Origin of the sequence: Synechococcus sp. W4D4, assembly GCF_047716805.1 — a bacterium.
Lineage (GTDB): Bacteria > Cyanobacteriota > Cyanobacteriia > PCC-6307 > Cyanobiaceae > Vulcanococcus.
Map to the genome: position 1 here is coordinate 26,581 of NZ_CP180404.1, position 25,838 is coordinate 52,418.

Consider the following 25,838-nt stretch of genomic DNA (forward strand, 5'->3'; position numbering starts at 1 on the left):
GAGCAGCTGGAGTTGGGCCGAACGTTAGCCGGCTGTCGCTTGGGCCAGGAAATTCCCCAGCAGCTGATGACCGCTCTGGGTGAGCACGCTTTCCGGGTGAAACTGCACCCCTTGCAGATGGGGGTGATCCCGGTGGCGTAGGCCCATGATCGTGCCGTCCTCGAGCCAAGCCGTGATCTCCAGGCAGTCCGGCAGCGATTCCCGTTCGGCAATCAGGCTGTGATAGCGGGTAGCTGTCAGGGGGTTGGGCAGGCCTGCGAAGACCCCGGCTCCCTCGTGCAGCACTGGGGAGGTCTTGCCATGCATCAGCTCTTTGGCCCGAACGACCCTGCCGCCGTACACCTGGGCGATGGACTGGTGGCCCAGGCAGACCCCCAAGGTGGGGACCGTTGGGCTCAGTTCCCGCAGGACCTCGAGGCAGACGCCGGATTGATCTGGATCGCCAGGGCCCGGTGAAATCAAGATGGCGTCAGGCTTCAGTGCGCGGATCTCCTCCAAGTTGAGGGCGTCGTTGCGCTCGACCCGCAGGTCTTCGGTGATCGGATGGTCGGCCGCCAGTTCACCCAGGTACTGCACCAGGTTGAAGGTGAAGCTGTCGTAGTTGTCGAGAACGAGAAGCATCAGCCCTGCAGCCAGGGCACCATTCAAACGCCCAGACGGGCCAAGAGGGCGGGGAGCATCAGCAGCGCCGCAATCACCAAGGAACTCAGGGCGGCCACCAGAACAGCTGCAGCGGCGCAATCCTTGGCGATTCGCGCCAAGGGATGGAACTGCCGGCCGATGGCCAGATCCACGACCGCTTCGGTGGCGGTGTTGATCAGCTCCAGCACCAAGACGGCGGCCACGGTCAAGACGAGGACGGCTAGTTGCGGCAAGGGCAGTTGCAACCACAGGCCCAGGCCAAAGACGCAGGCCCCGGTGACCACGTGGATGCGGAAGTTGCGCTGGCTACGAAAGCCGTAGATCAGGCCCTGGGCGGCATAGCGAAAGCTGGCTGGCAGATCACTCGCCACTTGCCAGGCTCCGAGTCGACGCACCTTGCTCCCAACACCAGTTCCCACCTCACTCGCCTGATAGAGGCTGCGCCTGGAGGTTGGATCCGGTTCCTGGGGTTGAAGCATGGGCAAAGGCGAGGGGGGCAGGCCTTTGGCCGCACACTACCGCTGCTCTGTCCCAGCGAGAAGCAGTTGCTGCCGCTGGAGCATCGCTTCGAGGCTCGCATCGTCCGGGTGGTCCCACCCCAACAGGTGCAACAAGCCATGGGTGGCGAGGAACAGCAGTTCTTCGCGAAGGCTGTGCTGGTGTTCAGGCGCCTGACGCGCAGCAGTTTCGATTGAGATCACGATGTCGCCTAACTCCAGGGCATCGAGCAGTCCCTCATCCGCGTCGAAGTCGGGCATGGGAATGGCCGGGGCATCGTCGAGGCCGTCGTCCTGCGCGGCGAAGGCCAGCACGTCCGTCGCCCCGGCTTTGTCGCGCCACTCACTGTTGAGAGCGGCGATTTCGTCATCGCACACCAGGCTCAGGCCGAGGCTGTAGGCCGGTGCCTGCAGGGACTCTGGAAGTTCGGCGCTGAGTTGGGCCAACCAGCCGCTGATCAATCCATGCCACGGTTCAATCCCGGCAATGGGATCACACAGGTCAGCAGCGGCTTGAACCAGGGTTGCTGGTAGATCCTCCGCGGCTTCAAAGGCCAAGTCCAGATCCGGTTCCGCCGTCATCGCCTCAGGCTCCAGGCAGTTGGGGTTTGCCCAGCCAGGCCACCAGGACGATGAAGCCCAGGAAGCCCAGAGCGGTCAATCCGAAGTGGAAGAGGCTCAACTTCCCCTTGCTCACCATGTTCCGCATCGCCAGTTTTGTGAAACTGGGGTTCTCGCCTTTGGGCTGTTGAGGATCAGTCATCGCTGCTAGCTCCGGCCACTTCGACGCCGGCATGCAGCAGGCTCTGGATGAAGGGATCGAGATCCCCGTCCATGACCCCTTGCACATCGGTGGTTTCGTGCTGGGTGCGGAGGTCTTTCACCATTTGGTACGGGTGGAAGACGTAGTTGCGGATTTGATTGCCCCAGGCGGCTTCAACGATGTCGCCGCGGATGTCGGCAATTTCGGCGGCCCGCTGCTCTTGGGCGATCACCAGCAGCTTGGCCATCAGTAGGGCCATCGCCTTTTCCTTGTTCTGGAGCTGGGAGCGCTCCTGGGTGCAGCGCACGAACAAGCCCGTAGGGATGTGGAGGATCCGTACAGCGGTTTCCACCTTGTTCACGTTCTGACCGCCGGCGCCGCCGGAGCGGGAGGTGGTGATCTCCAGATCCTTTTCGGGGATATCCAGCTTCACCTCCTCCTCGATCTTCGGCATCACCTCCACGCCCGCGAAGCTGGTTTGGCGCTTGTCGTTGGCGTTGAACGGGGAGATGCGTACCAGGCGGTGGGTGCCCTTCTCGTTGCGGAGATAGCCGTAGGCGTAGCGACCCTCGATTTCGATCGTGCAGCTCTTGATGCCCGCCTCTTCCCCGTCGCTGAGTTCGTCGACGGTCACCTTCATGCCGTGGTCTTCGGCCCAGCGGGTGTACATCCGCATCAGCATCAGCGCCCAGTCCTGGGCGTCGGTGCCGCCGGCACCGGCATTGATGCTGATGACCGCCCCTTCTTTGTCGTAGGTCCCGCTGAGCAGGCGCTCGAGTTCCCAGCGGTCCAGGTCGGCCCGCAGTTTCTTCAGGGCCGCATCCGATTCGCTGAGCAGCTCCTCGTCGGGTTCCAGGCCGTAGATCTCAACGGTGGCTTCGGCGTCGGCCACGGCGCCCTGCCATTGGGCGAGCTGCTCGAGCTGAGCCTTCACCTCATCCAGCTGGCGCATCTTGGCTTGCGCCTGTTTCTGGTCATCCCAGAAGTCGGGCTGCGAGGCCAGTTGCTCGAGGTCCTGTTGCCGTGCGTTCAGTGCAGCGACGTCAAAGACAGTCCTGGGCATTGCCCAGGCGGTCAGTGAGCTCAGAGAGATCGCGCTTGAAGTCGGTGAGGTCGAGCACCGGGCAGGAAGGAACTTGGTTTGACCGTATCAGTGCAGCTCGAGCGCAGGGCGGCTTCCCGTCCAAGCCCCTCAAATCTCGCTCCTAGGATTTCCCCACGCTTGAGAAGTGGCGCGATGCCGACGGTTGAGATCTACACCTGGCGCGCCTGTCCGTTTTGCATCCGCGCCAAGGCCCTCCTGGATCGCAAAGGGGTGACCTACACCGAGTACGCCATCGATGGAGACCAGGTGGCCCGCCAGGCGATGTCCGAGAAGGCGGGTGGTCGCACCAGTGTTCCCCAGACCTTTATCGACGGTCAGCACGTGGGTGGTTGTGATGACCTCTATGCCTTGGAGCGCAGTGGTCAACTCGATGCTCTGCTGGGAGCCTGAGTTTGAGCGCTCTCACTAGCGGTTTGCCCTCGCAGCTGTTTGTGATCGATCCGATCGCTCGGCTGCGTCCCACCAAGGATTCCAGTGTTGCCCTGATGCAGGCGGCCCAGCGGGCTGGTCAGCAGGTTTGGGTCTGCACACCGGCACAGCTCTCCGTTCAAGGCCAGAGCGCTTTCGTCCACGCCCAGCCGATTCGTCTGGCTGAGATCCGACCCACCGCCAGCGGTTGGGATCTTCCTGGACGTTGGTTTGAAGCCGATGAGCCCCGCTGGCTCCCCCTGAGCAGCTTCCCGCTGGTCTGGATGCGGAAGGATCCCCCGGTGGATGAGGCCTACCTCTATGCCACCCATCTGCTGGATCTGGCGGAGCGCCAGGGTGTGCGGGTTCTGAATCGCCCAGCCTCCCTGCGGGCTTGGAACGAAAAACTTGGTGCCCTGCGTTGGAGCCATCTGATGGCCCCCAGCCTGGTGGGTGCTGATGTGGAGCAACTGGCGGCCTTTGCCGCTGACCATGGCGATGTGGTGTTGAAGCCCCTCGGTGGGCGCGCTGGCCAGGGGGTTGTTCGCAGCCATGGGGGCGCGCCTGGTTTGAAGGCCTTGCTCGAGCTGGTCACAGCTCAACAGACCCTGCCGGTGATGGTGCAAGCCTTTCTCCCGGCGGTGACCGCCGGCGATAAGCGCATCCTCTTGGTGGATGGTGAGCCCCTGGGTGCGGTGAATCGGATGCCAGCTGCTGGTGAGTTCCGCAGCAACCTGGCGGTGGGTGGCTCGCCCCAGGCCACCGAGCTGAGCGAGCGGGAGCGTGAGATCTGCGCTGAGTTGACCTCAGCCCTGCGCGCCGAGGGTTTGTTCTTTGTGGGCATCGATGTCATCGATGGTCGCTTGAGCGAGATCAATGTCACCAGTCCCACCGGCGTGCGCGAGGTGGAGCGTCTGAGCGGCATCCCCCTGGCCGATCAGGCCATGGAGCGGCTCCTAGCCGGGTAGGGCTTCGCCGCAGTTGTCGCAGAACTGGGCTTCGGTTCGGTGGGTTTTGGCCTGGCAATTCCCGCAGGTGCGCTGCACCAGGGTGGGTTGAAGCCGCTGCATCTGCTGGACTTTGGCCCCGACGATGCCCGTGGGGACAGCAATGATGCTGTAGCCAAGCAGCATTACGAGTGAGGCCACCAGGCGACCGAGGGGGGTGATGGGAGCGACATCGCCGTAGCCCACGGTTGTGATCGTCACCACGGCCCAGTAGATGCCAATCGGGATGCTGCGGAAGCCGCTTTCCGGGCCTTCGATCACATACATCAAGGTGCCAATCAGCACCACGAGGGCCACGATCGTCAGCAGGAACACCGTGATCTTGCGGCGGCTCTGCACCAGGGCTTGGCGCAGCTGATCGGCCTCGTTGAGGTAGGACCCCAGCTTCAGGATCCGGAACACCCGCAGGAGGCGCAGCACCCGGATGATCAGGAACGACTGCCCCTGGGGCATCCCGAGGGTGAGCAGGGGAGGAATGCTGGAGAGCAGATCCACCAGGCCAAAGAAGCTGCGGGCATAACGCAGGGGTGTGCGACTGCAGAGCAGGCGCAGCAGATACTCCAGGCTGAACAGGGTGGAGAAGACCCATTCAGCGCCTGTAAACCACGGCGCGAACTGCGCGCCGAGGCGGGCATCGCTTTCGAGGGCCACCAGCAGCACGCTCAAGGCAATGGCGCTCAGTAGGCCAAGGTCGAAGGCCTTCCCGGCGGGGGTGTCGGACTCGAAGATCACCCGCTCGAGTCGGGTCTTGCCGAGCCATTGGCGCAGGCCAAGGGCGACTGGCACACAGAGGGCCAGCAGGACCGTGCCGGTGCCCAGGCCCGCTCCCGGCTGAATCACCGGAGGCTCTCGCTGTGGGGGAGATCGAGTTGCTGTTGCAGCACCCCCAGCTTCAGGGCGACTTCCGCTAGCTCCCGCTCGACCGTTGATCCGCGCACCAAGCCAGCACCAGCGGTGAGCTCCAGCCGGCGCCCCTGGAGGCTGCCGCTGCGGATGGCGACGCGCAGCTCCGTATCGCCTTCGCTGTCGATCCAGCCGATGGGGGCGGCGTAGTACCCCCGCTCGAAGGGTTCCAGGCTCCGCAGGGCGGCCATGGCTTCTCGGCAGGGCAGGCCTGCTACCGCCGGGGTGGGATGCAGGGCAGCCGCGAGCGAGAGCGGTTGCTGATCCTCGAGTGCGGCGCTGATGGGGGTGTGTAGATGGAGCAGTTGACCGTGCCTGGCGAGTCGCGGATGACGGGGTCTGCGGGTCTTCAGGCCAGCCGCGCGGAGCACGTCCGTGATCGCTTCGACCACTAACTCGTGTTCGCGGCGATCCTTGTCGGAGCGGGTGAGTCGTTCAGCAGTCGGTCCAACCGGTGCGGTGCCTGCGAGGGCGTCGCTGCGCAGTTGCCCCTGCCGCACCGTCAGTAGTCGCTCCGGGGAGGCCCCTAGGAGGGCCGAACCGCCTGCTTGCTGCCAGAGGAAGCGACAGCTGCCGGGTTGACGCAGCCGCAGTTGGGCCAGCAGCTGCAAGGGGTCCAGGGGTTGATCCAGCAGGAGCTGCTGCCGCACCGCGAGGACCAATTTGCGTAGTCGGCCCTCTTCCACCAGTTCCACGCCGCGCTGCACCACAGAGCGGTAGCCCTCCTGCCAGGAGGAGCGGCTGGCGATGGCCGGCCCTGGAGCATGGCCTTGATCCGCGCTGGGATCGGAGGGCAGAGCGCCGAGGCGCTCGGCCTGCTCCCAAAGTTCTTCGGCAACGCTGCGGGCGCTGATGTCCCCGCCGAGGTTGCGCTGCAGCCGCAGCCAGCAGTGGCGTCCCTGTTTGCTCAGCTGCCAGCGGGGCAAGACCGCCTGCACCCCCGGCACCCCTTCTCCTTCATGCAGCGGGCTGTCGAAAAAAGAGAAGGCCAGCAGCACCCGTGGACGCGCCAGGGGCGGGCAGCTTTGCGGGGCGGCCAGGCGATTGAGGCTGACGGCACTGAAGCGCTGGGCTAGTTCGAAGCGCCGGGGACCGCTGAGTTCAAGGCTGTTACAGCGCCCGCTTGCGGCGAGGCAGAGCCCGGGGGCGCTGTCCCAGAGGAAGCGGAACCGTTCACCCTCCTTCAGGTGGCTGAGCAGGGCCATGGGATCCCGGCTTGGAATCGCCATGGCCAGGCTGAGCACGCCTTCTCCCTCGAGCTGGCGCTCGCCGGCCTGGGCGGCGGTCAGCAGATCGCTGAAGCTGGTTGTGACGCTGGTGGGGGCCTGCAACCGAAACGGGCCGATGCGGCTGCTCAAATGTATGGGCCTTCCCGCACCTCGAGTTGCCTCTGCCCGCTGACGAGCCTCAGGTCGTCGCAAGCCTTCATGCCCCTGCCGCTGAGCGCAGTCGCCTCTGGAAGGCTGCGATCAAGTGGCCGATGTACGCCGTGGCCGTGATGCCAGTGCTCCTGGCGGCTGGTTGGCGCCTGCAGCAGGAGCTCCCGGTGCTGCTGGATCAGCTGTTTCTGTTCTTGTTGGCGGCCGTGCTGCTGCTGGCTTGGGAGAACCTGGCCAATGACGTCTTTGATGCGGACACCGGGGTTGATGCCACCGGAAAGCCCCACTCCCTGGTGAACCTGACGGGACGGCGGGATCGGGTGTCACTTCTCGCCAATGGCGCGCTGTTGGTGGGCCTGCTTTTGATGGCCCTGGTGGCCGTTCGTAGCCAGGGCGCTGTCCTGGCCCTGGTGCTGGCCTGCTGCGGCTTGGGTTACCTGTACCAAGGCCCTCCGTTTCGCCTCGGTTATCGCGGTCTCGGGGAGCCGCTCTGCTGGTTGTCCTTTGGCCCCTTGGCGACGGCCGCTGGCTTGATGGCCCTCGCCCCCGCAGGGGCGACTGCGGTGCCCTGGCGTGCGGCCCTGGAACTGGGGAGTGGCCCCGCCCTGGCCACGACCTTGGTGCTGTTCTGCTCCCATTTCCATCAGGTCGAGGAGGACGCCGCCCACGGCAAGCGCTCGCCGGTGGTGCGGCTAGGGACCGCTCGAGCGGCGGCTCTGGTGCCCTGGTTTGTGGCGGGTTGTCTGGCCTTTGAGTGGGGCCCGGTCCTGGTGGGCCACTGGCCCTTGACCGCTCTGTTGGGGGTGGCCGGTTTGCCTTCGGCCCAGGCCTTGATTCGACTGCTGCGGGAGCATCACCGCGAACCCGAGCGCATTGCCGGCAGCAAATTTTTAGCCCTGCGCTTCCAGGCCCTGAATGGTTTGGGCCTCGCCCTTGGTCTGGCCCTTGGGCCGTTGCTGGGCTGATGGAGCTGCGCTGGCGGCCCTATGCCTTCCGGCTGCCCAGTGCCCTGGTCAGTGCCCAAGGGCGCTGGCTCGACCGTCGCGGTTGGCTGCTGCGCCTAGAGGCCCCAGACGGACGGTTGGGTTGGGGGGACGCGGCCGACTTGCCCGCGGCTTGGCGGACGGCAGAGCCAGAACGACCTCCGCTGCAGGAGGCTCTCGCTCAGCTCCCAGGAGCCGTTGAGCGCCCTGGGCTGGAGGCCCAGTTGCCCGCGCTGCCCAGCGCCTTGGCCTGTGGCTTGGGCATGGCCCTGGCTGAACTCGATGGCCTTGGGGGCGAGGGCTGGCTGCCTGCCCCGACCTCCGCGGAGCTGTTGCCTGCCGGGCAGGCCGTTCTGCCGGCGCTTGAGGCCCTGCTGCAGTGCCCTTCGCCAGAGCCCAAGAGCGTGAAGTGGAAGGTGGCCGTTGAGGCCGATGCCAAGGAGCGTGTGCTGCTGGAGCGGTTGCTGGAGCAGCTCCCAGCGAACTGGAGTCTTCGCCTCGATGCCAATGGCGGCTGGGATCGCTCGGTGGCCCAAGGCTGGGCGGAGCGTCTCCAGGGCGAGTCGCGCTTGCAGTGGCTGGAGCAGCCCCTGGATCCCGCCGATCTGCAGGGGCTGCAGGCCCTGGCGCAGCGGGTTCCGGTGGCCCTGGATGAATCCCTGCGGCAGTGCCCGGAGTGTGTTGATGCCAGCTGGCCCGGTTGGCGGGTGCACCGGCCCTTGGCGGAGGCCGACCCGCGTCCGTTGCTGGAGCAGTTGCAGTGGGGCGTACCCCGCTTGATGGTGAGTACGGCCTTTGAGACGGGGATCGGCCGGCGTTTTCTGCACCACCTGGCGGGCCTGCAGGCCCTGGGGCCCACGCCGGTGGCCCCGGGCCTTGCGCCGGCCTGGCAGCCGGAGGGCCCATTGTTCAGCGCGGATCCCCAGCAGGTGTGGGAGGCGGCAGCGGCATGAATGGGATCGAGGTGCTGCTGGATCAGGGGGATCGCGCCGCCTTGGCCGAGCAGCTTCGCCAGCTTTGGCGCGAAGGCCTGACCACAGCGGTGGTCAGGCCCCAGGAGAGAGCCCAGCTGGAGCCTCTGCTGGAGGCGCCGCTGCCGGAAGGACTTGGGCCGGCCTTGGTGCTCGGCACGGGCGGCAGCACCGGTGCGCGCCAGTGGTGCCTGCAGCCCATGGCTCACCTGCAGCGAGCGGCCAGGGCCACGGCCGAATGGCTTCAGGGCATCGGCATTGATCCAGGGGGCTGTGAGCTGCTGAACCCCCTGCCGCTGCATCACATCAGTGGCCTGATGCCCCTGGTTCGCGCTGAGCAGTGGCAGGTCCCGTTGCGGTTTCTGCCGCCGCAGTGGCTGCGGGAACCGGCCCTGCTGGCGCAGCAGGCATCCTTGGCTGGCGAGCGGCAGGCGCTGGTGTCGCTGGTGCCCACCCAGCTGCAGCGGTTGCTGGAGGATCCGCGCGGCCTTGCCTGGCTGCAGGGCTGCGCCTTGATCTGGACGGGGGGCGCGGCGTTGCCCCAGCCCTTGGCGGAGGCCTGCCGGCGGGAGGGCTTGCCCCTGGCCCCTTGCTACGGGAGCACGGAGACCGGGGCGATGGTGGTGGCCCAGGCACCGCAGGCTTTTCTGGCGGGGGAGAGCGGCTGCGGTCAGCCTCTGCCCCATGCCGAGTTGCGGCTGGAGCCCAGCAGTGGCGCGTTGCAGATCCGCAGCGACAGCCTGGCGGCGGCCCTCTGGTCTGGGGAGGCCTGGCAACCCCTGCCGCTGCAACAGGGCTGGTGGAGCAGTGGTGATCTGGCTCGATTGGATGCCAGGGGGCTTCAGCTGCTGGGCCGGCGCGATGGGGCGATCCAAAGCGGCGCTGAGACGGTGTTCCCCGAGCAGGTGGAGCAGGCGCTGCTCAGGCTGCTGAAGGACGCGGCCATTGGGATCGACGGGTTGCTGCTGCTGCCCCAGGACGACCCCCTTTGGGGGGCCCGTTTGTCTGCCCTGGTGCGGCCGGCCGAGCCGCAGGATTGGCCGGCCCTGGAGCGGAGCCTGCGGCACCTGGCTGAGCAGTTGCCCCCGCCCCAGCGGCCCCGCCAATGGCTGCTGTGTGAGGGCTTGGAGCGCAACGCGATGGGCAAGTGGGAGCGCCAGCGCTGGCGGCAATGGCTTGCGTCCCGGCCGTGACAGATCGAGCCTGACTTGCTAGAAGCGGCCTATGGCGGGAGGACCCATGGCTGAGAGCAACCTCACCGAAGCCAGCAACAAAAAGCTCGCGGCGGGCTTGCTTGCGATCTTCTTGGGCTCACTTGGCGTGCACAAATTTGTGCTGGGCTACAACACTGCTGGCTTGATCATGCTGCTTGTCACCGTCTTGACCTGTGGCGTTGCGGGCTTCGTGATGGGTGTGATTGGAATCATTGAGGGAATCATTTATCTAACGAAAACACCGCAAGAGTTTGAATCGACCTATCTGCAGAACAGCAAAGAGTGGTTTTGACGTTTGGTTGTGAAATCAGCCCATCTCTGGATCTTGCCACTCTCAGCCTTGCTCAGTGTGGGGCTGTTCTCCACGGTTCCTGCTGAGGGATTTCATCCCTTCGCGCTTCTCGCCAGTTTGCTCCCGCTGCAATTGGCAGCGCTGTTTTGGTGTCTTGGGGTGGTCTCTAAAGGGGCTGAATCCCGCCTTGCAAGGCAGAGGCTTCCAGCCAACGATTGATGCCTTGTGGTAACTCACAGCGTTGCCGTCCGTCGGCGCGGATAGCGACATGGAGAGTGAGCCCCTCAGCGACGAGCTGGTCGTCGCTGCTGAAGCTGTAGCGGACTTCAAAGCAGCCAGGATCCAGCCGCGTGGGCTTCAGGCCGATGGCAAGCGGTGAGCCGCAGATCAAGGGCCGGCGAAAATCGGCGCTGCAGTGAACGATCGGAAGGGCGACCTCCGGTGTGCAGCCGGGGGTGGGAAAAATCTCGGCGGCGGTCAGGCCAAAGCGTTCGAGACTTTCTTCATAGGCCTCATGGCACCAACGCAGGAGCTGTTGGAAGTGCATCACTCCTGCCGCGTCGGTTTCACCGAAACGCACGCTGCGGCAAAGCATCAACCAGCTGTTCGGATTCATTGCAAGCCGAAGTCAAACCCGTGGTGGTGTCTGCACCATGGCTTCAGTTTGAGGGATCACATGGCTTCGGCGCTGGCCACAGAATCACCCAGCATTAATCGGGCCTGGGAGGCCTTTGTGGCCCACGTTCCCGCAATCCTGCTGGCCTGGATTGCGGCTACGGGGATCAGTGTGATCGGCATGCTGGTGTACTTCGTGATCAGCCTCGTGCTGACGACCCTGAGCGGTGCTGACCCGAATGGTGGTGGCACCGTCTTGGCGATCGCGGTGGGGCAGCTGGGTCAATTCCCCTTCACGGTCCTCTCCAGTTTGGTGGCGGTGCTGGTCGCGGCAATTCCTGCGCTCTATTACGAGCGCGGCGAGGTAGTCACGGTTCAGGCTGCATTTGCGGCGCTATTCGAGAGGCCCTGGCGCTATCTCTGGGCCGGTGTGCTCTTCACGCTTCTCGTTCTGGTTGGGTTTCTCTTCTGTGTGCTTCCCGGGGTCTTGATCTTGTTCGTGACCCCGCTCTATGTGAATCGCATTTTTAATGCCAACTTGAGCGTGACCGATGCCTTTGCTGCTTCGGTTCAGGCCCTGTTCCGCTCGCCTCAGGGAATCAGCTATCTGGGCATTGAAGTGTTGGCCGCCTTGCTGGTGCTGTTGGTGTCGATCTGCACCTGTGGTTTTGGTGCCCTACTGGCGCTACCTGTCAGTTCCTTCTATCTGCAGAACGCGGCCTACAACAAGGGCTTAATTAGCTGAGCTGCGCCAGCGGAAAGTGCAGAAGCCCTGGGCCTGGCCAGCCACCAAGACTCACCCCGAGTCGCAGCACCCAGTAGCCCAGGAGGGCCAAGGCCATCGCGCCGAGGGGCCAAGCCGGGATCCCTCGCGGCAGCAAGCGGCGCTGGCGGATGGAGAGCACGGACCAGCCGATTAAGAGCCCAGCCATCACGGGCCCAAAGGCATGGAGCTCCAGCGCTCCATCCAGGTTGCCGGTCAAGCTGGCGGCGGTGGCGCGGGTCAGGTAGCAGGTCGGACAGGGGATTCCAGTGAGGGCCCGCAGGGGGCAGCTCCATCCCGGCAAGCCCGGGTGCAGCCCCTTCAGCCAGAGGGACCCGGTGAGGCCAGCCGGCAGGAGATAGCCGCTGCTTTGAATCCGTTGAAGAAATCGACGCAGGGGGTAGGCAAGACAGACGTTGCTGCCACAGTTTGCCTCCAATGCTGCGCTGTTCCGATGGAAGCACTGGTGAGATTTCTATTGGCCGATGTTCCTGTCTGGACGCTGGCCTTGGCGTTGATCATTGCTCTGGCTCAAACCCGTCGCCAGTGGCAGCTTGGGCGCTGGGCTGAAGCGTCCTTGCTTTGGATTGCTTTTTGGGTGTTGGGTGTTGCTGGCGTCTATGGATTTGTCGCCCACATTGCCTTTGGCCCCTTCATTGCCGAGCAAATTGGCTGGCCCAATAGTCCATTTCAAAACGAGGTGGCCTACGCCAATCTCATGATGGGGATCTTGGGGTTCAGCAGTTTTGTGCTGCGCCAACGCGCTTACTTAATGGCGTCGATGACCGCTTATTGCAGCTGGTTCTTTGCAGACGGCATCGGGCATGTTGTGTCGCTGTTCATGGATCACAACAGCGCACCGTCGAACGCAGGCAGTCCTCTCTATACCGACCTGCTCACACCCGTTTTGGTTGTAGTGCTGATCGCGTTGAGTCGATCAACCCGCCACCGCTTTCGTTAGCGGTCCACCGAGCCCATGATCACGTCGATCGAGCCCAGGATCGCCATGATGTCGGCCACCTTGGCCCCCTTGAGGATGTGGGGAAGGATCTGCAGGTTGGTGAAGTCGGCCGCACGGATCTTGAAGCGCCAGGGCGTCACGTCGTTGTTGCCCTGAAGGAAGACCCCGATTTCCCCCTTGCCTGATTCCAGGCGGGTGTAGAGCTCGCCGTTGGGGATCTTGAAGGTGGGCGCCACTTTCTTGGCGACGATTTGATAGTCGAAGCCGGCAAATTCGCTGCCCTTGCCCTCGGCCATGCGCCGCGCCTCGAGGTTCTCGGTGGGGCCGCCGGGGATCATCTGGCAGGCCTGGCGCAGGATCTTCAGCGACTGGCGCATCTCCTCGATGCGGACGCGGTAGCGGGCGAAGCAGTCGCCTTCCTTCACCCAGGCCACATCCCAGTCGAAGTCGTCGTAGCACTCGTAGTGGTCGACCTTGCGCAGGTCCCAGGGCACCCCGGACGCCCGCAGCATGGGGCCGGAGAGGCTCCAGTTGATCGCCTGTTCGCGGCTGATGGTGCCGAGACCCTCAATCCGCTTGCGGAAGATCGGGTTGTTGGTGATCAGCTTTTCGTATTCGTCGATCTTCGGGCCGAACCAATCGCAGAAGTCCAGGCACTTGTCCAGCCAGCCGTAGGGCAGGTCCGCGGCGACACCACCGATGCGGAAGTAGTTGTTGTTGATCAGGCGCTGCCCGGTGGCGGCTTCCCAGAGGTCGTAGATCATCTCCCGCTCGCGGAAGATGTAGAAGAACGGCGTCTGGGCACCCACATCCGCCAGGAAGGGGCCAAGCCAGAGCAGGTGGTTGGCGATGCGGTTGAGCTCGAGCATCAACACGCGGATGTAGCTGGCGCGCTTGGGCACCGGCACATTGGCCAGGCGCTCGGGCGCATTGACCACGATGGCTTCGTAGAACATGCCCGCCGCGTAATCCATGCGGCTGACGTAGGGCACAAACATCACGTTCGTGCGGTTCTCGGCGATCTTCTCCATGCCGCGGTGGAGGTAGCCGATGACCGGCTCGCAATCCACCACGTCCTCACCGTCCAGGGTGACCACAAGCCGCAACACCCCGTGCATCGAGGGGTGGTGGGGCCCGAAGTTCACCACCATCGGCTCCGTGCGCGTTTCCAGCTGCGTCATGGGGCCGAGGAATAGGGCTCGCTGCCGGGATCTTAGGAAGGAAGGGCCCGTTGCTTACACCTCCGCTGGTTCAGGCCTTTGACCACGTGCCTGTGCTGGCAGCACAGGTGATGGCCAGTTTCGCTGCGCTGGAACCCCTTTTGCAGGAGCGGGGTGGTGGTCTGCTGATCGATTGCACCCTCGGTGGCGGCGGCCACAGCGCCCTGTTGCTCGAGGCCCATCCCAGCCTGCGCTTGGTGGGGTTGGACCAGGACCCCACCGCCCGGCAGGCGGCGGCGGAACGCCTGGCGCCCTTTGGTGATCGGGTCAGGGTCGTCGCCACCAACTTCGCGGACTACCAGCCCGAGGAGCCGGCCCTGGCGGTCATGGCGGATTTAGGCGTGAGTAGCCCCCAGTTTGATGTGGCGGAGCGGGGCTTCAGTTTTCGCCAGGACGGTCCCCTGGACATGCGGATGAATCCCCAGGCCGGGGAGACCGCGGCGGAGCTGATCGAGCGCCTGGATGAGACGGAGCTGGCGGACCTGATCTACGCCTATGGCGAGGAGCGGCTCTCCCGGCGCATTGCCCGCAAGATCAAGCAGCACCTGAGCGAACAGGGTCCCTTTGCTGGGACCGATGCCCTGGCCTACTTGGTGGCGGGTTGCTATGCCCCCAAGGCGCGCCGGGGACGGATCCACCCGGCGACGCGCACCTTTCAGGCCCTGCGGATTGCCGTGAACGATGAACTGGGGGTCCTGGATCGCCTGTTGCAGCAGGCCCCCGATTGGTTAAGCCCCGGCGGGCTGATGGGGGTGATCAGCTTTCACTCCCTCGAGGATCGCCGCGTCAAGACCGCCTTCAGCAGCGATGAGCGGCTGCAACGGGTGACCCGAAAACCAGAAACGGCTGGAGAGGAGGAGCAGAGCTCCAACCCTCGCAGCCGTTCCGCCAAATGGCGCGTCGCTAGGCGGCGCGATCTGAGCTGATCAGGTGTTGCTCATGATCCCGGTGTGGTCCTGGCTGCCGAACAGCTGGCGATAGGCCGCGGTGCTGACGCAGATCAGCACAGGAGCCAGCACCAGCAGGCCACCGGCGTTGAACAGGTAGGCGACGCCGGCGACGACGCTTTCGACGATCACGAACCAGAGCACGGTCCACCAGCTGGGGTTCACCCCATCGATGCCGGCCTGGAGAGTTTCCACAGGACGCTTGGCGCCATAGAGCGACATCGGCACCAGGAACTGCTGGGTGACCACCAGCCAGATCTTGAAGATGGCGAAGGCGATCACCGGGATCCAGAACAGGACGGTGTTGACCTTGCCGAGACCAAAGCCGATGCCCCAGGCCACGGCGCCCACGACGGCCAGCACGATCACCAGCAGCAGGCTGGAGCCGAAGAGGCGGCCGCTGGCATCGCTATCCCAGCGGGTGAAGCTGCTGAAGCTGGGCTTCTGGCCTTCGAGGCTGGTCCAGGCGCCGCGGGTCAGACCCACGGCGGCCCAGAGGGCAACGATGATGTAGCCGATGATTCCCACCACCAGGCCGATCTTGGTGGCGACGGGGTGCACCAGGGCCGGTGCACCAAGGGCCAGGTGAAGCAGGCCGCTGGTGATCAGGCCGATGAAGGGGGCCATGATCACCAGCACCAGCACCTGGAAGAGCACAAAGGGCCAGGGGGCGCGGCAGAAGGCCTGCCAGCCATCCTCGATCGCTCGCAGGATGGAGAGCTTGTTGGTGCCTGGGGTGGGCAATCCCATCGAAAAAGCAGGTGTTTGGCCGGAAAGTAGCGACCACGACAGCGTCTGCCCAGAAATGTTGAACTTTCGAAGTGCTAGGCCCGCCGCAGGGTCTTGAGCGTTTCTTCCAGGACGTCTCCGGCGCGCTCCACCTCGGTGCTGGTGCTTGGGCGCCCCAGGCTGAAGCGCACCGAGGCCGCCGCCTCCAGGCGACTGCGGCCCAGGGCTTGGAGCACGTGGGAGGGTTCGCCCGCGGCGCAGGCGGAGCCGCTGCTGACCGCCAGGCTGCGGCGTAGGCCTTGATGCAGGGCGTTCCCCTCGACTCCCTCGATGCTGATGTTGAGGTTGTGGGGCAGGCAGGGGGCTGCGGCACCGTTGCGCTGGATTCCCCCCAGGGCTTGGCAACGCTCCCAGAGGGCATCGCGGAGCTGAGCGAGCCGCTGGCCCCGCTTTTCTCGATCCGCCTCGGCCAGCTCCACTGCTCTGGCCAGGCCGACGATCAAGGGCACCGGCAGGGTGCCCGCCCGCAGCCCCCGCTCTTGGCTGCCCCCGTGTTGCTGGGGGGCCAGCTCAATTCCTGGGGCGATGGCCAGGGCGCCGATTCCTTTCGGGCCATACAGCTTGTGACCGCTGAGGCTGAGTAGGTCGATGCCGAGCTCGCGTGCCTGCAGGGGGACGTGTCCGACCGCTTGGGCCCCATCGCAGTGGAAGAGGACCTGGCGCCTGCGGCAGAGCTCAGCGATGGCTGCGAGTGGCTGAAGCACGCCGATCTCATTGTTGGCGGCCATGACGCTCACCAGAAGCGTCTCCGGGCTGAGGGCTTGCTCGAGCCGTTGCAAGTCGATCAGACCATCGACCTGGGGCGGTAGGCAGATCAGCTCAAAGCCGTGCCCCGCGAGGTAGCGCAGGGGATCGAGGACAGCCCGGTGCTCGGTTGCCAGGCAGACCAGGCGCCGGCGGGTTCCGCCGCGCTGCAATTCCGCCTCCGCCACACCTTTGATCGCCAGGTTGTTGGCTTCGCTGGCTCCGCTGCAGAAGATCAGCTCCTCGGGGGCGAAGCCCAGGCTGCCGGCGATCGCGGCCCTGGACTGCTGGACCACGGCGGCAGCGGTGAGCCCAGGCCGATGCAGGCGACTGGCGGGGTTGGCGAAGTCCTCGGTCCACCAGCGCGCCATCGCCTCAACCACCCCCGGATCGCAGGGGGTGGTGGATTGATAGTCGAGGTAGGTGACGCCGGAGCCCATGGACACCCATGCTGGCAACCATGCTGCCGTTCTCGGGCGCCATGGGCCGTCGTATTGCACTCCTGTCGTTGCTGCTGGGTTCCGCCGCCCTCGGGCTTGGCGCCCGGGCTCAGGAGGTCCGCGATGGCGTTTTTTTCAAGCCTTCTGAGCAGCGGCCCGCTGATCTGGTGGTGTTGCGGGAATGGGGAACGATCGAGGGCATGCACCTGATCGGGGTGCATGGGGTTAAGCCTGATCCAGGCGACGCCACGGCCCGGTCGATCGTTGTCTGGGTGGAATCGCCGACGGGGGTTGAGCTGGCTGTCGACAACCTGCGCTGCAGTGCCAGTGCGCCGATGCGCCTGACCAAGCGCGGCAATGCGCTCTTGATCAAGGAGCTCAACCCCGGGGGGCAGGTCACTGAAGCCAACCGCATGGATCACAAGATCTGGTGGGCCGCCTGTTTCCCGGACCAGGCCGGCAAAGACCCCGCCACCCTCCAGGCCTTGGCCAGGCAGTTGGGTTACTCCGGCCAGCTGATTGAGCAGCAGCAGGTGCTGCCTGGAAACCCTCGATAGATTGCGCCGATGAGCCTCGAATCCGACACCCAGCCCGACGTCACGCCAGCGGCTCCAGCGCGCTTGCTGCTGGTGGATGACGAACCGGGGTTGCGCACCGCCGTACAGGCCTACCTCGAAGACGAGGGGTTTGCGGTGACAACGGCCGTCGATGGTGAGGACGGCTGGGCCAAGGCCCAGGAGTTGTTGCCGGATGTCGTGATCAGTGACGTGATGATGCCCCGCCTGGATGGCTATGGCCTGCTGCGGAAACTCCGCGAGGACGAGCGCCTGGGCGGCACGCCCGTGATTTTTTTGACGGCCAAGGGGATGACGGCCGATCGCATCGAGGGCTTTCAGGCCGGCTGCGACGACTACATCCCCAAGCCCTTCGACCCCGATGAACTGGTGGCGCGGGTGCACAACGTGGTCAAGCGCCAGGAACGGCTGCTGACCGAAGCCGCCCGCTTTGCCGATGCCGACATCGGCCAGATGGCGAAGCAGATCACCGAGATCCGCTCCCTACTGGCCACCGGTGGCAGCAAGCAGCCGACCGCGGCGGTGAAGCACGAGTTCACCCCCCGGGAAGCCTCGGTGCTGCAACTGGTGGCGGAGGGAATGATGAACAAAGAGATCGCTCGGCGCCTGGAGACCTCGATCCGGAACGTCGAGAAGTACGTCAGCCGGCTGTTCACCAAGACCGGCACCGCGAGTCGCACGGAATTGGTGCGCTACGCCTTGGAAAACGGCCTGGTTGAGTAAGGACTGGCTGCCGGCGGCCCTGAACGGCGGTCACCGCTACCGGGACCGGGTCCAGGCGGCCGCTGCCAGCACGGTTGGCTACTACGCCGAGCGCTATGTCCATTCCGATCCGTCGGTCTGGAGGGAGCGTCTGGCCGCCGGTGAGATCTGGTGCAACGGCCAACAGCTCCGGGCCGATGCAGCGTTGGCCGCCGGGGATCAACTGCTCTGGCATCGGCCCCCCTGGGAGGAGGCCGCCGTGCCGGTGCTGAGCCAGCACGCGGTCGTCTTCGATGACGGCGATCTGCTGGTGCTGAACAAACCCAGCGGTCTGCCGGTGTTGCCCGCCGGGGGGTTCCTGGAACACACGCTGCTGATGCAGCTGCGGTCCTGGGCCCCGGAGGCCAGGCCGGTGCATCGCCTGGGGCGCTTCACCTCCGGGGTGTTGGTCTGCGCGCGGCAGCGCTCAACCCGCGCCAGCTTGAGTGCGCGCCTGCGGGAGAGCACCGCAGATGTCACTGTCCGTCGGGGCTGCCTGAAGGTTTACCGGGCGTTGACCGAACCGTTGCCGGCCGATTGGGGGCTGGGGGAGACCCGCCCGATCAAGACCCCGATTGGTTTGCGGCCCCACCCCCTGCTGGGGCAGTTGTGGTGCGCGGCCTTGGCCGGTGATGCGTGCGCCCTGGCCTCCCGCAGCGCCTTGACCTTGCTCGAGCGCAAGCCGGGTCGCTGCTTGGTGGAGGTGAAGATCGCCACGGGACGGCCCCACCAGATCAGGATTCACTCCGCCGCCATCGGATCTCCTCTGCTGGGGGATCCCCTCTATCTGCCGGGGGGAGAGGCGCGCGCTGAGGTGCTTCCCGGAGCTGGCGGCTACCAGCTCCATGCCCACCGACTCAGTCTGGAGCCGGAGGGGCTTTGCCTTGAGGCGCCCCTGCCCTCAGGCCTTCTCGAAGGCCAGCAGCCGTGAGAAGTAGAAGGGGGCCTTGTTCAGGCTGCGGCGCTTGAGCACGAAGCCGGCCTTTTCAGCGGCCTGGACGATGCCCTTCTCGCGAAGGGTGTAGGCGCGGGTGGTCTTGCTGGGACCGGGGAAGAGCTGGCCGATCTTTTTGAGCACCGCCAGGACCGGGGTGTAGGGAGCGAAGCTGACGATCAGGTGCTTCTCGGCCATGGAGGCGAGGTGGCGAACCATCTCCTCGGCTGGTTCCTGGGGGTAGTGGATGAAGACATCCAGGCAAACCACGGTCTCGTAGCGACCGCTCAGGCTCTCCAGGTCAGAGGCCAGGTAGCTGACGCGGCCAGGGGCGATCCCAGATTCATTGGCCCGGCGCTCCGCTTCTTTGACCATGGCCTCCGAGAGGTCTGAGGCGGCAATGGAGCCTGCCCCCAGTTGGGCCAGGGGCAACGTGAGGCTGCCGACGCCACAGCCGGCATCACAGAAGCTGCGGCCGCCCAGGTTCCCCTGCTCCTGGAGCCAGGCCAGCACGTTGTCGACGGTCTTCTGGTGGCCGATGCGGATGTTCCGTTGCACCTTGTTGACGTCACTGGACTCGCTGTAGATGCGGTTCCAGCGATCGAAACCGGTGGTTTCGAAGTAGCCCTTCACCTCTTGCTTCTCGGCCTGCTTTTCCGCGGCCTTGTCGTTGAGGAGCTGATCGGCGGGCATTCGGCGGAGGGGGGAGATGGGGCGGATCCTATTCAGGCGGCCCGGATCCAGCGCAGGTCCGCACTGGGCCCACTCCAACGCAGGGTTTCGCCGATGGGTAGCCCTTGGAGTTGCTGTTGCACCCGGGTCGCCCCACCCAAGAGGCGCCGGGGCAGGACGGTGGCCGCGGCGATGGCCCGATCCGGCTCACCGCTCCAACGGGCCAGCCGTTTGACCCCCTCGAGCAGCGGCAGGGTGACCCCGGCCAAGGTGCCGTCCTCGAGCCGGCAACTCCCCTGCTCGACGATCAGCGTGCGGTCATCCCAGCGGTGCAGCCCGTCGGCCAGGCCATAGGGGGCTAGGGCATCGCTGACCAGCACCACCTGCTCGGGTGCGAGCCGCTGCAGCAACACCGCCATGGTCGGATCCACATGGACGCCATCGGCGATTAAGCCGAGGGCGATGTCGCCCCGCCGGACCGCCGCGCCAATGGGCCCAGGACTGCGGTGATGCAGTCCTGCCATCGCGTTGAAGCTGTGGGTCAGCATCTCCACCCCCCGCTCGAAGGCGCGACTGGCCTGCTCCGCCGTGGCCTCGCTGTGCCCCAGGCTGACCAGGATTCCTCGATCGCGCAGGGCGCCGATCACCGCCTCTGCCCCCGGCAATTCCGGCGCCAGGGTCACCAGAGCGATCTCCGCTTCAAAGCCGCCGATGCGCTGATTCAAAGCCTCCAGGCTCGGTGAGGCCAGGTGTTCGGCCGGGTGAGCACCGCGTTTGCCATGGGCGAGAAAGGGGCCCTCAAGGTGTGCTCCCAACAGGCGGCAGCGGCCGCTCCGGTGTTGGAGGCGCGCTTGGCGCAGCACCTCTAGGGCTTGGCGTAGCGGCGAGAGGGCGCAGGTGACCAGGGTGGGGCTGATCGCCTCGACCCCATCACGCCAGAGCAGCTCCAGTAGCTCCAGCAGTTGGGGGAGATCGCTCGGCTGTAGCTCGGGAAAGGCCAGTCCCAAGCCACCGTTGATTTGCCAGTCGATGCCGGCGGGGCTGAGCCAGTCGCCATGCCAGTTCTCACCCGCGGCGGCACTGCCCGGGGGCATGGGCTGGGTGGTGGCGATTCGCTCGTGGGCCAGCCCGATGCGCCAGAGCCCTGGCTCTCCAGGTAGGCGAACGTGGCTCAGCCAGCGCATTCGATGCGAGAACGGAACCATGTCATCCTCGCTGCGAAAGCCGAAACGTGCCGATGTCTGACGCTGCGCTGGTGGCTGTGGTGATGGGGAGTGACTCCGACCTGCCCACCATGCAGCCCGCCGTCGAGATGCTGAACCGCCTGGGGGTGGCGACGGAGGTCCGGGTGCTTTCGGCCCACCGGACACCCTTGGAGATGGTGGACTTCGCCCAAGCTGCCGCTGGTCGCGGCTTCAAAGTGATCATTGCTGGGGCTGGCGGGGCCGCCCACTTACCCGGCATGGTCGCCTCCCTGACGGTGTTGCCGGTCATCGGCGTCCCGGTCCTGACCAGGGCCCTCTCCGGAGTGGATTCCCTCCACTCGATCGTGCAGATGCCCGCAGGCATTCCGGTCGCCACCGTGGCGATTGGCAATGGGGCCAATGCGGGCCTGCTGGCGGCTCAGATCTTGGCCACGGCCGATGGGGCCCTGTCGGCCCGCTTGGCGGAGTATCGCCAGTCCCTCCACGATCAGGTGGCGGCGAAGGATGCCCGCTTGCTGGAGCTGGGCAGTGCCGCTTACTTGGCACAGATGTGATCGGTTGGGGCGATGTTGGGGTGACCCATGCTTGAGCGTCTGGTTCTTCCGCCCTGGTTGCGCCTGAGCCTGGCGCTGCCTCTTTTGGCGTTGAACCTCTGGGTTCTGCGGCAGTTGCTCTTGCCGCTGGCTCCCTTCCCGGCCCTGTTCGTCGGGGCTGCGCTCATCGCCTTTCTGCTGGACCTCCCCACCCGGTGGTTGGCCCGTCGCGGGCTGCCGCGGGGTTTGGCGGTGCTGTTGGTGGTGGGTCTGTCCTTGACCCTGCTGGTCTTGGCCGCCCTCTGGCTGGTCCCGCGGCTGATTGAGCAACTCGGAGAGCTGATCAATGCCTTGCCGTCTTGGTTGGTGGAGGCTGAGGGCCTGCTGGATCGCCTGGAGGTCTGGGCCGCCGATCGGGCACTGCCCACGGAATTCACGGATCTGAGCAGCACCCTCTTTGCCCGGGCCAGTCAGCTGGCGAGCCAACTCAGCCAACGGGCCCTGGGGATCTTGGGCGCCACCGTGGGGCTCACGGTCAACGTCGTGATCGTGGCTGTGTTGGCCCTGTTCCTCTTGCTGGGCGGGGATCCGATCGTGGCGGGATTGGCCCGCTGGCTGCCCGAGGGCACCCGGGAGTTGGTCACCGGCACCTTGAATCGCACCTTCCGGGGTTACTTCGCCGGGCAGGTGTTGTTGGCGTTGATCCTCAGCGCCTTGCAGATCGTGGTCTTCACCCTGCTGGGGATTCCCTATGGGGTGCTCTTCGCCGTGGCGATTGGGTTCACCACCCTCGTGCCCTACGCCAGTGCAGTGACGATTGTCTTGGTCAGCGTGCTGCTGGCCTTGGATGATCCCCGCACCGGCCTGGAGGTCTTGGCGGCGGCCATCAGCGTCGGTCAGGTGGTGGATCAGGTGATCCAGCCGCGCTTGATGGGCAGCATCGTTGGCCTCCAGCCCGCCTGGCTGCTGGTTTCCCTGCCGATCGGGGCCCGTGTGGGCAGCTTGATGGGCTTTGGCGATCTATTGGGGTTGCTGCTGGCAGTCCCGGTGGCCAGCTGTTTGAAAACCTTTCTGGATGCCTGGGGGCAGCAGCCCGCCCCCGATGGGATCACTGAGGAATCACGCCCGCTTCGCGCAGGTGGTTGATCACCAACTCCACGCAGGCCTCCAGGCTTTGGCTGCCGGTGTCCACCCGCAGTTCAGGCTTCTCGGGGGCTTCGTAGGGGCTTGAGATCCCGGTGAATTCCTTGATCTCGCCAGCACGGGCCTTGGCGTAGAGCCCTTTGGTATCCCGCTCTTCGCAGACGCTCAGGTCGGCGGCGCAGTGGATCTCCACAAAATCGCCGTTCTCCACCAGGGCCCGAGCCCGGTCACGGTCGGCCTTGAAGGGGGAGACAAAGGCGGTCAACACGACCACGCCGGCATCGAGGAACAGCTTGCTCACTTCACCGATGCGGCGGATGTTCTCCTCGCGATCCGCATCGGAGAAGCCCAGGTCCTTGCAAAGCCCGTGGCGGATGTTGTCACCGTCCAGGACGTAGCAGGCCAGGCCGCGTTCAAACAGCGCCTGGTTCACCGCATTGGCGAGGGTGCTTTTGCCGGAGCCACTGAGGCCGGTGAACCAGAGGATGGCGCTGCGATGACCCCGCTGCTCAGCCCGGGCGGCCCGATCGACCGAGGCGTGGTGCCAGGCGATGTTGGTGGAGGCGCCCTTGTTGGTGAGCTCTCCGTAGGTGGGAGATGCGGTCATGGCGGGCCTGGGGAGCGACGTCGGGCCATTCTCCCCGCCAGCGGTTCCAGCTCCTAGCCGCCGGCTTGTTTGGGCCGGTAGCCCGCCTTCTCCAGGGCAGCCAGGGCCGCGGCGACTTGATCGCCCTGCAGTTCGATTACCCCGTCCTTGACGGTCCCGCCGGTGCCTGCGGCCGCCTTGAGCTGTTTCAGCAGGGCTTTGAGATCGCTCTCGGCCGCCTCAACCCCGGTGATGGCGGTCACCATCTTTCCGCCCTTGCCGGCCTTGGTGCGTTGCACCCGCACCCGTTGCTGGGCCTTGGGGCTGGATTCCGCTGGGGCACTACTGGCCCGTTGCAGGCTTTCAGGCCGCGTGAATTCTTGCCAGCCACCCTTCGGCATCGCTTTGGATCTGCGTCGGTTCCAGTTCAGCGCAACGCAGGCCAGTCCTGTCACCACCGCCAGTTCCTAACCTGAGCCGAATCCGCGCGCTCCTGGTGACCAGCACCGCTCCTTCGATGACGTCGGCCCAGGGCGCCCCCGACCCGGCAGAACTTGCACTGGAGTCCAGGCCCAACAGCTTGGGTCGCTATGGCCAGTTCGGTGGTCAGTACGTTCCCGAGACCCTGATTCCCGCCCTGGCGGAACTGGAGCGGGCCGCCGCCGAAGCCTGGAAGGATCCCGCCTTTACCGAGCGGCTCAACCATCTTCTGCGCAACTACGTCGGCCGGCCAAACCCCCTCTATGAAGCGGAGCGGCTGAGCGAGCACTACCGCCGCGCCGACGGGGGCCCTCGCATTTGGTTGAAGCGCGAAGACCTCAACCACACCGGTGCCCACAAGATCAACAACGCCTTGGGGCAGGCGCTGTTGGCGCTGCGGATGGGCAAAAAGCGGATCATTGCTGAAACCGGTGCGGGTCAGCACGGCGTGGCCACTGCCACCGTCTGCGCCCGCTTTGGCCTCGAGTGCGTCGTCTACATGGGCGCCGAGGACATGCGCCGTCAGGCCCTGAACGTCTTCCGGATGCGCTTGCTTGGGGCCACGGTTCAGCCCGTGACCGCTGGCACCGCCACCCTGAAGGACGCCACCAGTGAGGCGATCCGAGATTGGGTCACCAATGTGGAGACGACTCACTACATCCTGGGCTCGGTTGCTGGCCCCCATCCGTTCCCGATGCTGGTGCGTGATTTCCATGCCGTGATCGGAGAGGAAACCAAGCGCCAGTGTCACGAGGCCTTTGGCCGCAACCCCGATGTCCTGGTGGCCTGTGTCGGCGGTGGCTCCAACGCCATGGGCCTGTTCCATTCCTTCGTTCCCGACACCAACGTCCGCCTGATCGGCGTGGAAGCCGCCGGTGATGGCGTCCCGACTGGACGCCATGCCGCCACCATCACCGAAGGCCGTGTTGGCGTGCTGCATGGGGCCATGAGCCTGCTGCTGCAAGACAACGAGGGGCAGGTGCAGGAGGCGCACTCCATCAGCGCCGGTCTGGATTACCCCGGGGTGGGACCCGAGCACAGCTACCTCAAGACCATCGGCCGGGCTGAGTACGGCGCGGTGACGGACGCTGAAGCCCTTGATGCCCTCCAGCTGCTGTGCCAGCTCGAGGGGATCATTCCGGCCTTAGAGACTGCCCACGCCTTCGCTTGGCTCGACAAGCTCTGCCCCACCTTGGCTCCAGGCACCGAGGTCGTCCTCAACCTCTCCGGCCGCGGCGACAAGGATGTCAACACGGTTGCGGATCGCCTGGGAAGTACCCTCGGCGGCTAGGGCTCAGCTGAGCAGTCGATCGAGGTAACCCGCTACGCCCTCCACCGCTGATCGAGCGGTGGAGTAGGCCATCCGCATCGGACCGATCAGGGCAACGTGGCCGGAGGCGCCGCTGCGGTTGCCGTAGCTGGCTTGCACCACGGCGCAGTGCTGCAGGGCGGGATGGGGATGTTCCGAGCCAATCCAGACACCGCCTTTGTCGTTGGCGGCTTCGCTTAGTAGGACTTGTTGGGGCTCCAGCTCCACCAGCTGCAGGAGGGGTTTCAGGCTGGAGCTGCTTTGGAATTCCGGCTGCCCGAGCAGCCCCGCCACCCCGAGGCTGACCGCCCCTTCGTTGCTACCCCCTCTGGCCAGGCTGTGGCTGCTCAGACCCTGCCGAAGTAGTTCTCCGCTGCTGCCCAGTTGGCTAGGGAGCGCCTTCCAGTTCAGGCGGCCTGATCCCCCTTGGAGTTGATCGCTGGCCCAGCGCTCCAGGGCTGGGACCTGGGTGCCCAGTTCTTTGGGCATCCGCAGATTGAGGCAGCTGGCGGCTGCTCCCTTTTCCACCAACAGCACCAGCAGCCGATCGTTGCTGGGGACCAGGCGGACGGTCTCCAGACTTCCGCCCAGCTCCTGGGGCCGGGTAATCAGGCTCATCAAGCCGGTGAGGTCGGCCAGGCGGCGGGCGAGCTGCAGCAGCAGGTCATCGAAGGCCGCCCACTGAAGACTGAGGCCCGTGAGTTCACGGTTGAGTTGACCGGCGGCGGCCCCCGGCGCGGGCAACAGGCAGTCCACGTAGTGGCGATACCCCAGTTGGCTGGGGACGCGGCCGGCGGAGGTGTGGGGTTGGGTGAGCAGTCCGCGCTGCTCCAGTGCGCCCATGGCTGAGCGCACCGTGGCGGGGCTGGCCTTCAGGCCAAAGCGACGCACCAGGGTTTGGCTACCGACGGGCTCCGTGGTGTCGACGTAGTGCTGCACCGTCGCTTGAAGCACCTCCTTTTGCCGGCGGGGCAGGGGCTGCAAAACGGTGCAATCGGGCCGCAGAGCCGATGCTAC

At 65.5% G+C, this 25,838-nt stretch carries 32 protein-coding genes; 15 read left to right on the forward strand and 17 right to left on the reverse strand.

The features are described from left to right. Positions 1–24: 24 nt before the first annotated feature. From ACLM42_RS00135 to prfB, 5 genes are all read right to left on the reverse strand, one after another. Positions 25–621: an anthranilate synthase component II gene (locus ACLM42_RS00135; protein ID WP_415399360.1), complete on the reverse strand. Its 597-nt coding sequence runs from the start codon at positions 619–621 to the stop codon at positions 25–27. A gap of 23 nt (positions 622–644) precedes the next feature. After that, positions 645–1,121 carry a diacylglycerol kinase family protein gene (locus tag ACLM42_RS00140; protein WP_247910035.1) on the reverse strand — a complete coding sequence of 159 codons (477 nt, stop codon included), beginning with the start codon at positions 1,119–1,121 and terminating at the stop codon, positions 645–647. A 36-nt stretch (positions 1,122–1,157) separates the two neighbouring features. Next, complete coding sequence (ybeY, locus tag ACLM42_RS00145) at positions 1,158–1,721, reverse strand: rRNA maturation RNase YbeY (protein WP_415399361.1); 564 nt, start codon at positions 1,719–1,721, stop codon at positions 1,158–1,160. Positions 1,722–1,725: 4 nt separating this feature from the next. Further along, complete coding sequence (locus ACLM42_RS00150; protein ID WP_247910037.1) at positions 1,726–1,902, reverse strand: DUF3285 domain-containing protein; 177 nt, start codon at positions 1,900–1,902, stop codon at positions 1,726–1,728. After that, positions 1,895–3,023, reverse strand: a protein-coding gene (prfB, locus tag ACLM42_RS00155; RefSeq protein WP_247910038.1) for a peptide chain release factor 2 whose coding sequence is annotated in 2 segments (ribosomal slippage) — positions 1,895–2,947 and positions 2,949–3,023 — 1,128 coding nt in all. Because the reading frame shifts where the segments join, the coding sequence is not laid out codon by codon here. The genes ACLM42_RS00150 and prfB overlap by 8 nt, the downstream gene beginning before the upstream one ends. A 116-nt stretch (positions 3,024–3,139) precedes the next feature. On the opposite strand from prfB, the gene grxC reads away from it, so the two are divergent. Together grxC and gshB are read left to right on the forward strand one after the other, a co-directional pair. Further along, positions 3,140–3,397, forward strand: a complete 258-nt coding sequence (grxC, locus tag ACLM42_RS00160) for a glutaredoxin 3 (RefSeq protein WP_247910039.1) — start codon at positions 3,140–3,142, stop codon at positions 3,395–3,397. Beyond that, entirely contained in the window at positions 3,394–4,383 is a 990-nt protein-coding gene (gene gshB / locus ACLM42_RS00165; protein ID WP_371820718.1) for a glutathione synthase, read from the forward strand. Before grxC ends, gshB begins: the two co-directional genes overlap by 4 nt. Here the strand turns inward: gshB and ACLM42_RS00170 are convergent. Further along, complete coding sequence (locus ACLM42_RS00170; protein WP_415399362.1) at positions 4,372–5,262, reverse strand: ion transporter; 891 nt, start codon at positions 5,260–5,262, stop codon at positions 4,372–4,374. The two genes, gshB and ACLM42_RS00170, sit on opposite strands and share 12 nt — an antisense overlap. Then, positions 5,259–6,683, reverse strand: coding sequence for an isochorismate synthase MenF (locus ACLM42_RS00175; RefSeq protein ID WP_247910042.1), 1,425 nt, complete (start codon positions 6,681–6,683; stop codon positions 5,259–5,261). The genes ACLM42_RS00170 and ACLM42_RS00175 overlap by 4 nt, the downstream gene beginning before the upstream one ends. A gap of 122 nt (positions 6,684–6,805) precedes the next feature. On the opposite strand from ACLM42_RS00175, the gene menA reads away from it, so the two are divergent. Genes menA through ACLM42_RS00195 form a run of 4 tightly spaced genes read left to right on the forward strand, consistent with a single transcriptional unit; the run spans position 6,806 to position 10,164 of the window. Then, on the forward strand, positions 6,806–7,669 hold the full coding sequence (gene menA / locus ACLM42_RS00180) for a 2-carboxy-1,4-naphthoquinone phytyltransferase (protein ID WP_415400189.1): 864 nt from the start codon (positions 6,806–6,808) through the stop codon (positions 7,667–7,669). Continuing rightward, positions 7,669–8,640: an o-succinylbenzoate synthase gene (locus ACLM42_RS00185; RefSeq protein ID WP_415399363.1), complete on the forward strand. Its 972-nt coding sequence runs from the start codon at positions 7,669–7,671 to the stop codon at positions 8,638–8,640. The genes menA and ACLM42_RS00185 overlap by 1 nt, the downstream gene beginning before the upstream one ends. Further along, a complete protein-coding gene (locus ACLM42_RS00190) occupies positions 8,619–9,851 on the forward strand; it encodes an AMP-binding protein (protein ID WP_415399364.1) in 1,233 nt (410 codons plus the stop codon). Before ACLM42_RS00185 ends, ACLM42_RS00190 begins: the two co-directional genes overlap by 22 nt. A gap of 46 nt (positions 9,852–9,897) precedes the next feature. Next, positions 9,898–10,164: a TM2 domain-containing protein gene (locus tag ACLM42_RS00195; protein ID WP_415399365.1), complete on the forward strand. Its 267-nt coding sequence runs from the start codon at positions 9,898–9,900 to the stop codon at positions 10,162–10,164. A 166-nt stretch (positions 10,165–10,330) separates the two neighbouring features. Here the strand turns inward: ACLM42_RS00195 and ACLM42_RS00200 are convergent, their stop codons facing one another. Beyond that, positions 10,331–10,780, reverse strand: coding sequence for an acyl-CoA thioesterase (locus ACLM42_RS00200; RefSeq protein WP_415399366.1), 450 nt, complete (start codon positions 10,778–10,780; stop codon positions 10,331–10,333). 60 nt (positions 10,781–10,840) lie between these two features. Here ACLM42_RS00200 and ACLM42_RS00205 point away from each other — a divergent pair, with 60 nt between their 5' ends. After that, positions 10,841–11,524: a hypothetical protein gene (locus ACLM42_RS00205; protein ID WP_415399367.1), complete on the forward strand. Its 684-nt coding sequence runs from the start codon at positions 10,841–10,843 to the stop codon at positions 11,522–11,524. Here the strand turns inward: ACLM42_RS00205 and ACLM42_RS00210 are convergent. Next, the gene (locus ACLM42_RS00210) at positions 11,517–11,981 is read right to left on the reverse strand and encodes a DUF2752 domain-containing protein (RefSeq protein ID WP_415399368.1); all 465 of its coding nucleotides are present in this window, start codon (positions 11,979–11,981) and stop codon (positions 11,517–11,519) included. The genes ACLM42_RS00205 and ACLM42_RS00210 overlap by 8 nt on opposite strands. A gap of 27 nt (positions 11,982–12,008) precedes the next feature. On the opposite strand from ACLM42_RS00210, the gene ACLM42_RS00215 reads away from it, so the two are divergent. Then, positions 12,009–12,503: a DUF6790 family protein gene (locus ACLM42_RS00215; RefSeq protein ID WP_415399369.1), complete on the forward strand. Its 495-nt coding sequence runs from the start codon at positions 12,009–12,011 to the stop codon at positions 12,501–12,503. On the opposite strand, the gene ACLM42_RS00220 is transcribed toward ACLM42_RS00215, so the two are convergent. Beyond that, positions 12,500–13,684, reverse strand: coding sequence for an NAD(P)H-quinone oxidoreductase subunit H (locus ACLM42_RS00220; RefSeq protein ID WP_415399370.1), 1,185 nt, complete (start codon positions 13,682–13,684; stop codon positions 12,500–12,502). The two genes, ACLM42_RS00215 and ACLM42_RS00220, sit on opposite strands and share 4 nt — an antisense overlap. 65 nt (positions 13,685–13,749) lie before the next feature. Here ACLM42_RS00220 and rsmH point away from each other — a divergent pair, with 65 nt between their 5' ends. Then, the gene (gene rsmH / locus ACLM42_RS00225; protein ID WP_415400190.1) at positions 13,750–14,649 is read left to right on the forward strand and encodes a 16S rRNA (cytosine(1402)-N(4))-methyltransferase RsmH; all 900 of its coding nucleotides are present in this window, start codon (positions 13,750–13,752) and stop codon (positions 14,647–14,649) included. Here the strand turns inward: rsmH and ACLM42_RS00230 are convergent, their stop codons facing one another. Together ACLM42_RS00230 and ACLM42_RS00235 are read right to left on the reverse strand one after the other, a co-directional pair. Next, complete coding sequence (locus ACLM42_RS00230; protein WP_415399371.1) at positions 14,650–15,420, reverse strand: hypothetical protein; 771 nt, start codon at positions 15,418–15,420, stop codon at positions 14,650–14,652. Positions 15,421–15,494: 74 nt separating this feature from the next. Then, entirely contained in the window at positions 15,495–16,643 is a 1,149-nt protein-coding gene (locus tag ACLM42_RS00235) for a cysteine desulfurase family protein (RefSeq protein ID WP_415399372.1), read from the reverse strand. A gap of 20 nt (positions 16,644–16,663) precedes the next feature. Here ACLM42_RS00235 and ACLM42_RS00240 point away from each other — a divergent pair, with 20 nt between their 5' ends. The 3 genes from ACLM42_RS00240 to ACLM42_RS00250 are packed head-to-tail and all read left to right on the forward strand — an operon-like array spanning position 16,664 to position 18,890. Further along, the gene (locus ACLM42_RS00240; RefSeq protein WP_415399373.1) at positions 16,664–17,200 is read left to right on the forward strand and encodes a hypothetical protein; all 537 of its coding nucleotides are present in this window, start codon (positions 16,664–16,666) and stop codon (positions 17,198–17,200) included. A gap of 9 nt (positions 17,201–17,209) precedes the next feature. After that, positions 17,210–17,941: a response regulator transcription factor gene (locus tag ACLM42_RS00245; RefSeq protein WP_247910053.1), complete on the forward strand. Its 732-nt coding sequence runs from the start codon at positions 17,210–17,212 to the stop codon at positions 17,939–17,941. After that, positions 17,934–18,890 (forward strand): RluA family pseudouridine synthase, encoded by a 957-nt coding sequence (locus tag ACLM42_RS00250; protein WP_415399374.1) that lies wholly within the window; start codon positions 17,934–17,936, stop codon positions 18,888–18,890. The genes ACLM42_RS00245 and ACLM42_RS00250 overlap by 8 nt, the downstream gene beginning before the upstream one ends. Here the strand turns inward: ACLM42_RS00250 and bchM are convergent. Next, positions 18,861–19,586 carry a magnesium protoporphyrin IX methyltransferase gene (gene bchM, locus ACLM42_RS00255; RefSeq protein WP_415399375.1) on the reverse strand — a complete coding sequence of 242 codons (726 nt, stop codon included), beginning with the start codon at positions 19,584–19,586 and terminating at the stop codon, positions 18,861–18,863. The two genes, ACLM42_RS00250 and bchM, sit on opposite strands and share 30 nt — an antisense overlap. A 32-nt stretch (positions 19,587–19,618) precedes the next feature. Continuing rightward, the gene (locus ACLM42_RS00260) at positions 19,619–20,749 is read right to left on the reverse strand and encodes an N-acetylglucosamine-6-phosphate deacetylase (protein ID WP_415400191.1); all 1,131 of its coding nucleotides are present in this window, start codon (positions 20,747–20,749) and stop codon (positions 19,619–19,621) included. Between the two features lie 53 nt (positions 20,750–20,802). Between ACLM42_RS00260 and purE the strand changes: the two genes are divergently transcribed. Both purE and ACLM42_RS00270 read left to right on the forward strand, forming a co-directional pair. Next, entirely contained in the window at positions 20,803–21,324 is a 522-nt protein-coding gene (purE, locus tag ACLM42_RS00265; RefSeq protein ID WP_415399376.1) for a 5-(carboxyamino)imidazole ribonucleotide mutase, read from the forward strand. A gap of 27 nt (positions 21,325–21,351) precedes the next feature. Further along, on the forward strand, positions 21,352–22,449 hold the full coding sequence (locus tag ACLM42_RS00270) for an AI-2E family transporter (protein WP_247910058.1): 1,098 nt from the start codon (positions 21,352–21,354) through the stop codon (positions 22,447–22,449). Here ACLM42_RS00270 and cysC read toward each other — a convergent pair. Both cysC and ACLM42_RS00280 read right to left on the reverse strand, forming a co-directional pair. After that, positions 22,412–23,053, reverse strand: coding sequence for an adenylyl-sulfate kinase (gene cysC, locus ACLM42_RS00275; RefSeq protein ID WP_247910059.1), 642 nt, complete (start codon positions 23,051–23,053; stop codon positions 22,412–22,414). The two genes, ACLM42_RS00270 and cysC, sit on opposite strands and share 38 nt — an antisense overlap. A gap of 53 nt (positions 23,054–23,106) precedes the next feature. Then, positions 23,107–23,433, reverse strand: a complete 327-nt coding sequence (locus tag ACLM42_RS00280; protein WP_247910060.1) for a translation initiation factor — start codon at positions 23,431–23,433, stop codon at positions 23,107–23,109. A 95-nt stretch (positions 23,434–23,528) separates the two neighbouring features. Here ACLM42_RS00280 and trpB point away from each other — a divergent pair, with 95 nt between their 5' ends. Then, positions 23,529–24,803, forward strand: a complete 1,275-nt coding sequence (gene trpB / locus ACLM42_RS00285; protein WP_415399377.1) for a tryptophan synthase subunit beta — start codon at positions 23,529–23,531, stop codon at positions 24,801–24,803. A gap of 3 nt (positions 24,804–24,806) precedes the next feature. Here the strand turns inward: trpB and ACLM42_RS00290 are convergent, their stop codons facing one another. Continuing rightward, complete coding sequence (locus tag ACLM42_RS00290; RefSeq protein ID WP_415399378.1) at positions 24,807–25,805, reverse strand: HrcA family transcriptional regulator; 999 nt, start codon at positions 25,803–25,805, stop codon at positions 24,807–24,809. Between the last annotated feature and the right edge of the window lie 33 nt (positions 25,806–25,838).